Here is a 12,582-nt window from a genome sequence, read left to right on the forward strand (position 1 = left end):
TTTAATAAAATTTTATGCTTTAACATTTTTATACTTTTTTGTAAAGTATACGATGAATGCAAATGCCACAATAGAAAGTAAATATACATACATATCAATTGGTGACGATGGAGCTCCTCCGGTACCGTGTCCTCCTGTACCTCCACCTCCTGGAACTGGCATATCATCTATATCTGCCCTTACCAACAATGTGGCAAAGAAAAATAATGCAAATACTAGTTTATTTATGGTTTTCATATTAATTTTTATTTTAAGATTTTGGTGTTTACTATTACTCCTTTATCTGAAACAACTTTTACGACATAAGTACTCTTCACTGAATCATTAAGTTCAATTACGAAGTCTTTAGATGTCTCAACAGCTTTCTTCGAGATAATAAGTTTACCACTCATATCATAAACTTCAATATCTGCTTTTTTCCAATCTGGATCAAATCTAACGATATAGTTACTGATTGCAGGATTATAAACAACTGTTGTTCTAGAAGTTATATTCGTTTCTCTAGTTGCAAGAGTTCCTCTATCAGGCGCTCCATAGTATAGATTATATGACTTAGAAGTTACAGGAACTACATCTCCCTGTTTTGCTTCTTGTACTGAACCATTAGATGCTTTATAGAAGAATCCTGTTCCTGAAGACAATTGATGTGCTCCAGCAGCAATCATTTCTGCATTCTCTCTGATTTCAAATTTGTAAGAAACAATTTTCTTGTCTGGTTTACTGAAATCATAGTTCCATAGTAATACATCTTTTCCTAAGAAGTTATCTTCGTTAGCTTCATTAATATATAACCAATATTTTAAATTTTGTTGCGGGTCATATCCACCAGTTGGCAACTCTTCAAATGTACCAATCAGGTTACTTGGTGTAGCAGCAGCCTGTACCGTAGTGGCAATAGACATCTGGTGACCTGTAGTGGCAGTAGGAGAAACTACGTAATAAGTTCTTCCGATTTCATTACCATTTGCATCAAGACCAATAACTCCCAGCTGCTTAACTGTTCCACCAGTTACTTTATTGCTAGCTCTAGCTGCAGTTACTCCATAATCTGTTCCGTTTGCTCTTACAACATCCTTAAATCTTCTAAGAGTACTGAAATTAAGAGTCTGCGCTGAATTATCCCTTAACTTAATAATAAATGGTTGCATTGGTTTGATAATTAAACCAATATCCCCTACAGGAGTACCATTTGAGTTAAATGTTTGGATTAATGCACCGGTAGTATAGGTATATCCATTAGCTAATGTTACCACTGAACCAGCTGAATATTCAATACCCATAATATTAGCAACATTATTACCATCTGTAACAGTACCTCCTTCGATATAACCAATCTTAGAAAGATCTAAGTTAGTAAAGAATGGGTTACCAAACTGGTAAATGTTTTTACCATAAGTAGCATTCCATGCACCATTAGGAAGATCAAACTGATCTTGAAGGTAAGAGTGATAAACTTCACCATAACTGTTTACTGCATTACCATTAATACCGAAGCTGAAATTTCCTGCATTCTGTAAGTTTACAGGTGCAAAAGTTGCATATGGTCTACCATTTAAAGTAAGTACAGTGTTCGCTCCAATCGGTGTATTAAGATTTAGGTTATTATTTCTGGAACCTAACATATAATATCCCGGACCATCACTTGTTGTATTTGACAAGTTGGTTACATGATCAGATTTAGCCTGAGTGTTATTCCATTGTAAAATAAGATCATTGTTTACGAAACCAGTATTCTGGAGATTTCTTGTAGTACCGAATGCTTTTCCTAATTCTGTAGACAATGAACTGTATGCCTTTCCATAGAAAGGAAGGGCAATCTGTTGGAAGTAATTACCGTTACCGTGTTTATCAGTAAGATATTCTTTACTTACGATACCTGTAATGTTGGATTGGGATAATCCATCGATGAACAGCTGACCATACGTAGAAGAATTATAATTTCCGGGAGTGTTAAGCCTTAAAACAATATTTCCACCATCGGTTTTATCTGAACCTCCGGCATCGATTGTTTTAAAAGCATCTGTACCAGATCCCACAACCATAACATTTCCATGTACGTCCAAAAGACCATTGCCTTTTGTCTGCACACCCCCACCGCTATAAACTAGGGTGCCTTCGCTCACATACATATTAGCATTAGTGTCAACATGACATAGTATCTGCGCCTGAACAGAATAACTAATTGCTAAAAGACCTATAGCAAATAAACTTTTTCTCATTGTATAAATTATTTGTGTGTTAATACAATCTTCACCCGCAAAGGTATTATTTTTTTCTTTAAAAAAAAAACATTTTTATCTATTAATCAAAATATTATCTTCCGTTAATACAATCTCTTTCTCCTCTCCGATAGCAAACATATAGTCTTCTAAAACTTTTTCCGTTGTTCCTCTAAGACCTCTTGCACCTAATCCTTTTTCAATAGTTTCTTCTACTATTTTTTCGATTGCACCGTCTGTAATTACCAAATTCGTGCCATCCATCTTGAATAACTCCACAAATTGGTTCACGATTGAATTTTTAGGTTCTTTCATGATTCTCACCAACGTTTCTTTTGTTAATTTATCAAGATAAGTGATGATTGGAAACCTTCCTAAAAGTTCAGGAATTAATCCGAAAGAACGAAGATCAATTGCATTAATATTTGTTAATACATATTCATCCTCATCTGTTTTATTGATTTTCTCAGAGCTGAAACCAATAGCCTGCTTGTTCATTCTTCTCTCGATAATCTCCTTGATTCCGTCAAAAGCACCTCCGGCAATGAAAAGAATATTTTGAGTATTTACCTGAATGTATTTCTGATCCGGATGTTTTCTTCCTCCTTGTGGCGGAACGTTCACAATACTTCCTTCTAATAGCTTCAATAATCCCTGTTGTACCCCTTCTCCGGAAACGTCTCTCGTAATACTCGGGTTATCTGATTTTCTGGCAATTTTATCGATTTCATCAATAAAAACAATTCCTTTTTCTGCTTTCTCTACATCGTAATCTGCCACCATCAACAACCTTGAAAGAATACTTTCAACATCCTCTCCTACGTATCCTGCTTCTGTTAAAATGGTTGCATCCACAATACAGAAAGGAACATTAAGCTCTCTGGCAATGGTTTTAGCAAGAAGGGTTTTTCCGGTACCGGTTTCCCCTATCATAATAATATTGGATTTCTCAAGCTCTACTTCTCTGTTTTCGTCCTGAGCATGAAGCAATCTTTTATAATGGTTGTATACAGCTATCGAAAGCTGTTTTTTCGCCTGATCCTGTCCTATGACATACTGATCAAGAAATTCTTTGATCTCTTTCGGTTTTTTAAGGTCTTCCATATTGTCTGCAGGTGAATATCCTGATTTGGAAGCACTATCTTTAACGATAGTGTGTGCCTGTTCTATACAATTTTCACAAATAAAACCGTTCTGCCCTGAAATCAGCATCTGTACTTCATTTCTTTTTCTACCGCAGAAAGAACACTGGTTTGAATTCATATGATATAATATATATGTATATGTTAAAGAAAATCGTAAAAAATTTCTTTTTTACGATTTTCTGTTTGTTAAGAATTGATAATTGAGGTTTGAATCTCTGTATATTCTTCGTTCGTTAATTTTAATCTTTCATTTCTGAAGTTCATATCCTCCATCTTATTTAAAGGAATCAGATGGATGTGGGCATGAGGAACTTCAAGTCCTACAACCGCTACTCCTACTCTTACACATGGAATTGCAGTTTTGATCTTCTTGGCTACCTCTTGGGCAAATCCCCAAAGGTTTTTGTATTCTTCACTTTCAAGATCAAAAATCAAATCCACTTCTTTTTTAGGAACTACCAGAGTATGTCCTTTCACCAAAGGCATTGCATCTAAGAAAGCAATAAAGTTTTCATTTTCAGCAATTTTATACGAGGGAATTTCACCGTTGATGATTTTTGTGAATATAGTGCTCATTGTATTAGAAGTTAGTCGTTAAATATTAGACGTTTAGAAATAGAAAGGGAGTATCAGACTATAAAGAAATGTCTAATACTTCAAAAGAAAGTTTGTTTCCGTTTGGTAAAGTAATTTCGGCAGTTTCACCTTTAGCTTTACCTAATAATCCTTTAGCGATAGGTGTATTTACAGAAATTCTTCCTGTTTTAAGATCACTTTCGTTATCCGGTACCAATGTAAATACCTGCTCTTGCTTAGTCGCATTATTCTTAAGTTTCACCGTTGTAAGGATAGAAACTTTTGAAGTATCTAATTGGCTTTCGTCTATAATTTTAGAAGTTGAGATAACATCTTTCAGCTTAGAAATTCTCATTTCAAGCATCCCCTGAGCCTCTTTAGCCGCATCATATTCTGCATTTTCAGACAAATCTCCTTTGTCTCTTGCTTCTGCGATCTGCTGAGTAATTTTTGGTCTCTCTACAGTTTCCAACTGTTCCAGCTCAGCTTTCATTTTCTCTAGGCCCTCCTTTGTAACATAGCTTGCCATAATTTTCAAAATTTAGTTTTAGTATAAAAAAATAATCCGACATTTGCCGGACAATGTTTTCGTGTTGTAATCGTTTAATTTTTACAAATATATAAAAATTTAAATTGAAATGAAAAAAACTTTTTCGATATTATCTATTTTCATTTTATTGGTTTTCAGTACATTATCTACAAACTCATGCGGAAGCAGAGAAGATACTGTAAGTTGCTTTCCAAGTGTTCCTATTAATGTTACACTACTCCCCAATAATTATAATGACCTTGCAACAAAGCAATGGACTTATGTAAATATGGACGGAGCTGGAACACGAGGACTTATTGTAGTAAAGGTCGGAGTTAATGCCTATAGAGCATACGACCGTAATGCGCCACATATTTGTCCCGATTCAAATACAACCTTAAAAGTTGATTTTCCCATAGTTACTTGTCCAAAAGACAATGCAAAATGGAATATATTAAGCGGCGAACCTCTTGAAATCTCACCCTTACCACTCAAAAGTTATTTTTGTCAGGTAGATTCTGCTACAAATTCAATTACAATTTACAATTATTAATCACAATGAAAATCGTTATACAGAGAGTCTCTGAAGCCAGTGTAAAAGTAGACGGAAAAATCGTAGGTGAAATAGGTAAAGGGTTAATGCTGCTGGTAGGTATTGATGAAAATGATGAAAAAACAGATGCGGATTGGCTGGTACAAAAAGTCTTAAATCTCAGGATTTTTGGAGATGAAGATGACAAACTGAATCTTTCTGTTAAAGATATTTCAGGAGAAATCCTTTGCATCAGTCAGTTTACCCTGATTGCTGACTATAAAAAAGGAAACCGTCCTTCTTTCATCAAAGCAGCAAAACCGGATAAAGCTGTTCCGTTGTTTGATTATTTCAAGGAAGAAATTGCTAAATCCGGTTTAAAAACCGAAAGCGGAATTTTCGGAGCAGATATGAAAGTTTCATTAATCAATGACGGTCCTGTAACTATCGTTATGGATTCTATTACCAAAAGTTGATTAGAAATACATGACTAATAAAAAAATAGCCATCGCATATCTTATTATCTCACTTATTTTATTGTGTGAGATTATAATGAGTGTTAATAATTACAGCTTTTCCGGATATTACCCTGATAAAATTATCGGCTGGTTGTGGCTGGCAATGACTGTTTTTGTCATTATAAAACTCTGGAAAAAGAAAATTATTAAGGTCTACTTTACTTTGATCATTTCAGGAATTATTTTGAGTATTCTACCCATGATGATTCCGTTTTTCGGGTTGGTACATTATTTTTCAACCATTGGAAGTTATCAGCGAATTCAACTTGATGATACCTATAGAATTGACAGAAATCGCCCCGGAGCATTATACAAACCACAAATAACAATCTACAGGCATGAAGGAATTTTTGAAAAGCAAATTTCAAGAACATCTTATGATAAAGTAGCTGAGAATGTTTTAGAACTTACTTATGAAAGCCCAATAATTGGAAGTGACCAACCTATTCAGAGTGCAAAAATAGTAAATGTGACCAAAGACAGCATCGGTATTGAATACCAGATCATGAATAAAAAGAAAATTTATTATCATAAAACAAAAGAAAATTGGTTTGAAGATTAAATCTAAATTCTACAAAACCTTTCAAAACTATTGAAAGGTTTTTTTATGAAATTACGGTAAATACTTTAAACATCAACGAAACACAATTATTAAAAAATAAATTCACAAAAACGTGATTTGTTTTTATTTTATTATTAATTTTGATATAACACAAAATTATTCACAACCATTTAATAAAAATAATATGAAAACAAAATTTAGAATTCTAACACTTTTTGTGTTCTGTTTCTTCTTTTCTTTTGGACAATCACGTGCAGATCAAAACTCAATCATCTATGTGTGCTTTTCAAAAGGTATTACCTCAGAAAAAGCAGCTTTCAACAAAAATGCTGAGCTGGAAAAGTTCTCCCGAGAAAATGAAATTACATTTACTTATGATCTGGAATTCAGTGATGAAAAAATTAATGAAATGACAGCCAGCAGCAGGATGAACGGAAATTCTGGGGAGTCTGTTCAAAAACTGAAAAGAATATTTAAGGCAAATATTCCTTTCCATAGCACAGATGCTTCTCAAAAGCTGATTCAAACTCTTGAAAGATTTCCTGAGGTAGAATATGTATCTGTGATGAGTGGAACGCCAGTTGAACCTCCTTTGGTTAATATGTTCGTTGCTACTCCTGATCTGGAAAGTGTTCAGACTTATCTGAATGACAATCCGGGAATCAATGCAAAATATGCATGGTCCAGAGGAATTACCGGGCAAAATATCAGAATCCGCGATGTGGAATATGGTTTTTATAAAACCCATGAAATGTTATCCAATCAAAACTCTATACAACTGGAACCCGGATATTCTCCTAATTCCGGATTAGCTAATAACAATTATCGTGATCACGGAACTGCTGTGGTAAGTATTCTAGGTTCTGTAAAAGATAATATCGGGCTTACAGGTGCCGTTTACAATGCCTCAGAGATAAAAGGCTATATGGAATGGACTACAGTTGGCTACAACAGAGCTTCAGCAGTGAGCAGATCCATCAATGCTTCTCAGGCTGGAGATGTCATTCTTTATGAAATGCAGACTGGTGGGAAAAACGGAGAATATTGTCCTGCGGAATATGACAGTGTGATCTGGGACCTTACAAAAGCGGCTACAGATTCGGGAATCATTATCGTTGCTGCGGCAGGAAATGGAAATCAGGACCTTGATGATCCTTTCTATGCTACTTACAGAGCAAGAGGAAACAGCGGGGCTATTATTGTAGGAGCCGGAACTCCTAATACTACCCATTCAAAGCAAAGTTTCAGTACCTACGGAAGCAGAGTTGATGTACAGGGATGGGGAAGTAGCGTTCTTGCCGCAGGATATGGATCGTATGCTAAGTATGATAACGATAATAACAGAACTTACAATTATTTCAGTGGTACAAGCTCTGCAACACCTACAGTAGCTTCAGCTGCGGTATTGATCCAATCTTTTTATAAGCAGACCACAGGACAATACTTAAGCCCATCAGCTATGAGAAGTCTTTTAGTTTCTACAGGAATTCCTCAGGGTGGTACGGATACGAATAAGAAAATAGGACCTCTTCCAAATGTAAAAAATGCAATATTACAACTGGAAAGTAAATCCAAAACTGCTGTTACCGCTTTACCTCAACTGGAAGTTAAAATTTATCCAAATCCATCCAGCAGTTTTATAGCGATTCAAAGTAAAGAGAATAAAAAACTGGACATTGAAATCGTTAATATGCAAGGAAGATCGGTGATCAAAAGCACAGTTTCTTCGGATGAAAAAATTAATATTTCCCAGCTTCCGACAGGACAATATATGATTAACATTAATGAAGGACAAAGAAGAGTTGTTGAGAAATTCACCAAACTATAATATATACAAAAAACACCTTTCAGCGAGCTGGAAGGTGTTTTCTCTTCATAAACTATTATAAAATTATTTCGCAGGAATGCTGCTGAAATTAAGGGCTACTTTAATGTTCATATCTGAACTCGTCTGATTTTTCAGTTCATAAACTGTTCTTACCGTTAAACCTGAACTTTTTACAATTTCATCCAGAAATCCTGTATCATTCAGATCAAGATTAAGGCTTGAAGAATTGTTTGACATATTGGAACGTGATGCAATCAGTCTTTCTCCGGTTCCATTAGAAGAAACATATATTTTCACGGATTTAAATGCACTTAAGTTTCCTCCTGAAGGACTTGCCACGGAAATTTTAGCTTCAGAAATCCTTACATCTTTAATCTTTGCGTTGTTGTTACCTCCAAACCATGTCTGTACATTGGTTGCCGTTGCCGTAGAAGAAACTTCCTTATCAGCAGGTACACCCGTAGAAACTAAAACATTCGTTGTGTATGGGAACGTATTCTGAACCAGCGACTGTACGGTTCCGCAACTTACAAGTGCGGCTGAGGCAACCATTGCTGTTAGAACTATATTTTTCATAATATTTAATTTAAATTTTGGATATAGTTTGCAGAAATTGTACCAAAATTGATTGATCTATTCTACACTTACGGTAAAATGCCCTTTGGTGTTTCCAGAAGCCATATTACTTTTTCCAATAATAAGCCAGACCTCTCCTTTTTCTTTCACATCATAAGTAATATCTCTCCCGAAAGGACCATCATAATCTCCATTAGGAAGCTTGATCTGATTAAACCTGATATTAAAATCTTTCTCTTTTGTAGCAATCGTTGCTTTGATTTTTGATTGTTCAAAATTGGTCAGTTTTAAAACCAATTCCTGATCATCTTTTGTAAACTCCTCGCCCAAAGTAAACGGAAGCTGTGAAGCATCTGCTGTTCTTACGATCTGACCTTCTTTTTCGTTTCTCATTACCCCTTTACGTAAAACTTCTTTGGTAGCGGGAGCATTGTTAATGATTGAGTCTCTTTTTTTCAATGCTATAGAATCTCTTTTATAAACTGAATCCGGCATTTCTGTTGCTGCAACAGAGTCTTTTCCCGGTGTTTCAGTGACTGCAGGTTCTTTCTTACAGGAAATGATAATCAATGGAATTAACAATAAGCTTTTTTTCATAATAACTAAATTTAAGGGTGTGAGCAAGGCGGAAGCTTTTAGATGTTCCAATCTTTCTCTTTATTCACTCCTGGTTAATTGGTTCTTTTTAAATGCTAAAATTGTTCCAATTCACAATTAATGATCCGGTTTTCAGTCTTATCTTTTGTTTTATTTATTATTTAACAGTTTGATAATAAATGATTTTAGAAAGGAAATTTTTGGACTTTTCATTTTTGAGCTTGTTCATCAGATCATTTTTGAGTTTCTGATTATTCTTCTCTTTGGCATATTCCATAAGACATTTTTCACTGAAATTAATAGCCGTAAAATGATAATTAACAGCGAAATCTTTACGTTTCATATTTTGTGAAGTTATAAAACCGCCCCAATTAATATAACTGCAAACTAAGATTGTTGCATAAAAATACCAAACCATAGTATTGAATAGGAATGCGTTTCTTTTTCTTTTTTGAATTTTAATAAATGTCAGAGTAAGCCCGATTAAAGATAAAAGCAGGAAAGCAAAAACACCGAGTCTTTTGTAAGTAAAACCGTAATTGATGATATACTCATAGTTTTTTACTGCAGCAGATATGATCAGTACAGCATTCAGAAAAATCCAGATTTTAGCTAATACTTTCAATAATTTTGCCTTAGGGTCGAAATTGAACCCAGATTTAAAATAAAACATAATCACCAAAATTGCCATAATGATAGACATGATCACGGCGTTTACTCTTTCATGGGTTTCTTCGGAAAGCTGCACGGGGGTTTTGGAAACTTCATAGAACTGTTCATAATTGTAGGTAATAATGAAAAAGACCAGTAAAATATTTAAACAAAAGAAAGATACCACTCCGCTTATTCTTTCGGAGTCCAGATCAAGGAATGAGTAAGTAGACTTTGGCGTTTGGGCATCTTTATTGAAATCATTATCCAAAACGTGATTGGTTTTGTAGATCAATTTTTCAACGGCATAATTCCAGTAGTTAAAGGCAATAAAAAATCCTAAAACGGTAAGACAGAATAGCTGCCAAAGATTTATATCCAATTCATAATCTGTAAAAAGGGACGCAAAATGATCACTTCCTGCTGCATAAATACCGAAAAAAACGGATAAAAGCACCAACGGAATCAATACAAATGCCATGATCTTCTGCCATAATCCAGAGACATTTCTTTGAGGCATCCATTTGTCAAAATCAAAGAATCGACAAAAGGAGGTAAGGCAATTAACCACAAAAACAGGGATAAGGAAAAGAATCTTCATCTTTCTGTTTTTTGCTTTATATGAAAGTAAAAGCAGTGAACTTATAACGGCAAGAAAAGATGGAAAGTCTCCATACCAGGCAAAGGCAATACTGGAAAGAATACTTGTAGCCGTAAGAATGTAGAATGTTCTCGTTTTGTTTCTTTCTATAGTTTTAAAAAAGGTTAGAAAAGCATACAGAATTCCTAGAATCCCGAAGTTTAATCCAAGATCCTGGTCGTAAAACAGAATAACAAATGAGAGGGTTGTGAGTAATATATAATGATGTGTTTTCATGATGTTTAGAAATTTTAAAGGTTAGACCTACGATAAAAGACAGATGATTTTTTTTAGTATAAAACAACTGTATCCTTCTGCTGGACAAAATTTTTCAGATGATCAAAATTCTGCCATAACAACTCTTCGAAATCCCAATGATGAAAAGTTCTCATATTTTGTCCTTTCCTGTACGCTTTGATATAAATTTTCACATATTCCGGAAGAATAAATGTTCCTAAAACGATAGCAGCAAGAAGATGGGCATTGAGTTTTCCATTTCCTAGTAAGAGATATTGCATGGCGATTTCGTCCTCGAAGTTGGTTCCACAACCTGTAATCAGATGATGAACGTCGTGATTTTCCATTTTGGGAATCATGGAAAATCCATGTTTATGGTAGAATTCGCCAAGCTTTCGTCCTAATGAATCTTCCTGAAATTCCAACAGTTGCTTTTCATTGAACTGCCATTGTCTTTTTTTCTTTTTAAAATATTTTCTGTAGAGCTTTTGAGTTTTATCGTACACAAAAAGCAGAAACTGAACGCGTATTTTTTTCATTGTGTATTATTTTAATTAAGGTTAAGTCCTATTAAAGCATAGATTATGGCTATTGGAATATTAATCATCAGTATACCTATAGCTTTGAGACAAGCATCAGATCTTGACGGAATAAAAACAGCAGATAAAAGAAGAATAAGTATGATCAGCAGATTTAGAGCCGATCCAACAATTAGTAAAAACAATCCTCCTATAGCAAAATCTTCCTCCTTGGTGATTAGGTATCCAAACAGACACATATTTCCCAGTAAAAAGCAAAGTCCAAAAACCGACTTTCCTATATTAATAATATCCTGATCTTTCATAATTTTATAATAGTTTCAAATAAAACAAAACAAAGAACTTTGAATTACAAAGTGAATTTTCAAAAAAATATAGGACTATCGCCCTAATAATTTTTCAAGTGCATCCAGATGATCAGTAAATGCCTGTCTCCCACTTTGTGTGACTCGGTAAGAGGTTTTCGGCTTTTTACCTACAAATTCTTTTTTCACTTCTATATATCCTACTTTCTCCAAAGCGTTACTATGACTGGCAAGATTTCCGTCTGTAATTTCCAGCAATCCTTTCATTTCAGAGAAATCAACCCAATCGTTTACCATAAGAACGGACATAATGCCCAATCTTACACGGCTTTCAAATTCTTTATTGAGTTGACTGATTTTGATCATAATAGGTAAAAGGTTGCAGCTATTAAAATGCAGATTATAGCGAATAGCATCCTAAGGGACTGCAAATTTAGTTTTTATTTATATTTTTTATGCATAATAAGCCCATAAACTATATGCAAAACACCGAAGCCTACTGTCCAGAAGAATAATCCCCAGCCTAAAAAGAAAAGAGAAAATAAACCAAGAATTACTTCACAATATCCAAGATATTTTACATCTGGTAAAGTGTATCTTTCAGCACTTATTAATCCTAATCCATAGAATACCAAAGTTGTAGGAGCAACCCATACTATTAATTGATGGTAAATAAGAGCAGCACAGAAGATCCCTCCAGCCGCTAACGGAACTGCAAAAGTCATTAAAAGACGTTTGGTTGTCGCATCCCAGATCTTTAATCCTTTCTTTTTACTTTTATTAGCTGTAAAAATATATCCACTTAAAACAGCTACCACTAGAACTACCAATCCAGTGATCACTAATTCCTGAACCAATGCCGGAGTAAAGCTAAGCCTGCCCCCGTTAATGTATTCTACTTTTTTACTTTCCATAGCAAAATAGGCATATCCAGCGCCTAAAAGTGCAACTATGCCTGCCACCACACCGGATAGTCCGCTCAAAGAAATAAATCTGGAAGAGCGCTCCATCATGGAACGTATATGAGATAAGTCTTCGTGATAGTTTTTAGAATCCATAAAAAGAACTTTGAATTACAAAGTTATAAATTTTTATTAACCAACAAAATATTTTTTTACTGAAATATGA

Annotated in this window: 16 protein-coding genes; 4 read left to right on the plus strand and 12 right to left on the minus strand. The window is 34.6% G+C overall.

Annotated elements, in window-relative coordinates:
* Positions 1 to 12: 12 nt before the first annotated feature.
* From BBI01_RS03815 to greA, 5 genes are all read right to left on the minus strand, one after another.
* Positions 13 to 237, minus strand: coding sequence for a signal peptidase (locus BBI01_RS03815; RefSeq protein WP_065393379.1), 225 nt, complete (start codon positions 235 to 237; stop codon positions 13 to 15).
* 8 nt (positions 238 to 245) lie between these two features.
* On the minus strand, positions 246 to 2,219 hold the full coding sequence (locus BBI01_RS03820; RefSeq protein ID WP_083190007.1) for a T9SS type A sorting domain-containing protein: 1,974 nt from the start codon (positions 2,217 to 2,219) through the stop codon (positions 246 to 248).
* Positions 2,220 to 2,294: 75 nt separating this feature from the next.
* Positions 2,295 to 3,482, minus strand: coding sequence for an ATP-dependent Clp protease ATP-binding subunit ClpX (gene clpX / locus BBI01_RS03825; protein ID WP_065393380.1), 1,188 nt, complete (start codon positions 3,480 to 3,482; stop codon positions 2,295 to 2,297).
* Positions 3,483 to 3,550: 68 nt separating this feature from the next.
* Positions 3,551 to 3,940, minus strand: coding sequence for an HIT family protein (locus BBI01_RS03830; RefSeq protein ID WP_065393381.1), 390 nt, complete (start codon positions 3,938 to 3,940; stop codon positions 3,551 to 3,553).
* Between the two features lie 58 nt (positions 3,941 to 3,998).
* On the minus strand, positions 3,999 to 4,469 hold the full coding sequence (greA, locus tag BBI01_RS03835; protein WP_045492594.1) for a transcription elongation factor GreA: 471 nt from the start codon (positions 4,467 to 4,469) through the stop codon (positions 3,999 to 4,001).
* Positions 4,470 to 4,578: 109 nt separating this feature from the next.
* Here greA and BBI01_RS03840 point away from each other — a divergent pair, with 109 nt between their 5' ends.
* The 4 genes from BBI01_RS03840 (at position 4,579) to BBI01_RS03855 (ending at position 7,909) form a co-directional block, all read left to right on the plus strand.
* Positions 4,579 to 5,022: a hypothetical protein gene (locus BBI01_RS03840; protein WP_065393382.1), complete on the plus strand. Its 444-nt coding sequence runs from the start codon at positions 4,579 to 4,581 to the stop codon at positions 5,020 to 5,022.
* Between the two features lie 5 nt (positions 5,023 to 5,027).
* Positions 5,028 to 5,477, plus strand: coding sequence for a D-aminoacyl-tRNA deacylase (dtd, locus tag BBI01_RS03845; RefSeq protein ID WP_065393383.1), 450 nt, complete (start codon positions 5,028 to 5,030; stop codon positions 5,475 to 5,477).
* Positions 5,478 to 5,487: 10 nt separating this feature from the next.
* On the plus strand, positions 5,488 to 6,081 hold the full coding sequence (locus BBI01_RS03850; protein WP_165602218.1) for a hypothetical protein: 594 nt from the start codon (positions 5,488 to 5,490) through the stop codon (positions 6,079 to 6,081).
* 184 nt (positions 6,082 to 6,265) lie between these two features.
* Positions 6,266 to 7,909 carry a S8/S53 family peptidase gene (locus tag BBI01_RS03855; RefSeq protein WP_065393385.1) on the plus strand — a complete coding sequence of 548 codons (1,644 nt, stop codon included), beginning with the start codon at positions 6,266 to 6,268 and terminating at the stop codon, positions 7,907 to 7,909.
* A gap of 63 nt (positions 7,910 to 7,972) precedes the next feature.
* Here BBI01_RS03855 and BBI01_RS03860 read toward each other — a convergent pair whose 3' ends face one another.
* The 7 genes from BBI01_RS03860 to BBI01_RS03890 form a co-directional block, all read right to left on the minus strand.
* Positions 7,973 to 8,485, minus strand: coding sequence for a hypothetical protein (locus BBI01_RS03860; protein WP_065393386.1), 513 nt, complete (start codon positions 8,483 to 8,485; stop codon positions 7,973 to 7,975).
* A 57-nt stretch (positions 8,486 to 8,542) separates the two neighbouring features.
* The gene (locus BBI01_RS03865) at positions 8,543 to 9,082 is read right to left on the minus strand and encodes a hypothetical protein (RefSeq protein WP_065393387.1); all 540 of its coding nucleotides are present in this window, start codon (positions 9,080 to 9,082) and stop codon (positions 8,543 to 8,545) included.
* Positions 9,083 to 9,239: 157 nt separating this feature from the next.
* Positions 9,240 to 10,610, minus strand: coding sequence for a DUF4153 domain-containing protein (locus tag BBI01_RS03870; protein ID WP_065393388.1), 1,371 nt, complete (start codon positions 10,608 to 10,610; stop codon positions 9,240 to 9,242).
* Between the two features lie 53 nt (positions 10,611 to 10,663).
* The gene (locus tag BBI01_RS03875) at positions 10,664 to 11,149 is read right to left on the minus strand and encodes a Coq4 family protein (protein ID WP_065393389.1); all 486 of its coding nucleotides are present in this window, start codon (positions 11,147 to 11,149) and stop codon (positions 10,664 to 10,666) included.
* Between the two features lie 11 nt (positions 11,150 to 11,160).
* On the minus strand, positions 11,161 to 11,454 hold the full coding sequence (locus BBI01_RS03880) for a hypothetical protein (protein WP_065393390.1): 294 nt from the start codon (positions 11,452 to 11,454) through the stop codon (positions 11,161 to 11,163).
* A 75-nt stretch (positions 11,455 to 11,529) separates the two neighbouring features.
* Entirely contained in the window at positions 11,530 to 11,820 is a 291-nt protein-coding gene (locus tag BBI01_RS03885) for a winged helix-turn-helix domain-containing protein (protein ID WP_045492574.1), read from the minus strand.
* 74 nt (positions 11,821 to 11,894) lie between these two features.
* The gene (locus BBI01_RS03890) at positions 11,895 to 12,512 is read right to left on the minus strand and encodes a hypothetical protein (protein WP_065393391.1); all 618 of its coding nucleotides are present in this window, start codon (positions 12,510 to 12,512) and stop codon (positions 11,895 to 11,897) included.
* Between the last annotated feature and the right edge of the window lie 70 nt (positions 12,513 to 12,582).

Source organism: Chryseobacterium artocarpi, assembly GCF_001684975.1.
Lineage (GTDB): Bacteria > Bacteroidota > Bacteroidia > Flavobacteriales > Weeksellaceae > Chryseobacterium > Chryseobacterium artocarpi.

Coding starts and splice junctions, on each gene's coding strand:
- BBI01_RS03885 (WP_045492574.1), bottom strand. CDS start 11,820: ATGATCAAAATCAGTCAACTCAATAAAGAATTTGAAAGCCGTGTAAGA.
- BBI01_RS03865 (WP_065393387.1), bottom strand. CDS start 9,082: ATGAAAAAAAGCTTATTGTTAATTCCATTGATTATCATTTCCTGTAAG.
- clpX (WP_065393380.1), bottom strand. CDS start 3,482: ATGAATTCAAACCAGTGTTCTTTCTGCGGTAGAAAAAGAAATGAAGTA.
- BBI01_RS03840 (WP_065393382.1), top strand. CDS start 4,579: ATGAAAAAAACTTTTTCGATATTATCTATTTTCATTTTATTGGTTTTC.
- BBI01_RS03880 (WP_065393390.1), bottom strand. CDS start 11,454: ATGAAAGATCAGGATATTATTAATATAGGAAAGTCGGTTTTTGGACTT.
- dtd (WP_065393383.1), top strand. CDS start 5,028: ATGAAAATCGTTATACAGAGAGTCTCTGAAGCCAGTGTAAAAGTAGAC.
- BBI01_RS03855 (WP_065393385.1), top strand. CDS start 6,266: ATGAAAACAAAATTTAGAATTCTAACACTTTTTGTGTTCTGTTTCTTC.
- BBI01_RS03850 (WP_165602218.1), top strand. CDS start 5,488: ATGACTAATAAAAAAATAGCCATCGCATATCTTATTATCTCACTTATT.
- greA (WP_045492594.1), bottom strand. CDS start 4,469: ATGGCAAGCTATGTTACAAAGGAGGGCCTAGAGAAAATGAAAGCTGAG.
- BBI01_RS03875 (WP_065393389.1), bottom strand. CDS start 11,149: ATGAAAAAAATACGCGTTCAGTTTCTGCTTTTTGTGTACGATAAAACT.
- BBI01_RS03870 (WP_065393388.1), bottom strand. CDS start 10,610: ATGAAAACACATCATTATATATTACTCACAACCCTCTCATTTGTTATT.
- BBI01_RS03860 (WP_065393386.1), bottom strand. CDS start 8,485: ATGAAAAATATAGTTCTAACAGCAATGGTTGCCTCAGCCGCACTTGTA.
- BBI01_RS03820 (WP_083190007.1), bottom strand. CDS start 2,219: ATGAGAAAAAGTTTATTTGCTATAGGTCTTTTAGCAATTAGTTATTCT.
- BBI01_RS03890 (WP_065393391.1), bottom strand. CDS start 12,512: ATGGATTCTAAAAACTATCACGAAGACTTATCTCATATACGTTCCATG.
- BBI01_RS03815 (WP_065393379.1), bottom strand. CDS start 237: ATGAAAACCATAAATAAACTAGTATTTGCATTATTTTTCTTTGCCACA.
- BBI01_RS03830 (WP_065393381.1), bottom strand. CDS start 3,940: ATGAGCACTATATTCACAAAAATCATCAACGGTGAAATTCCCTCGTAT.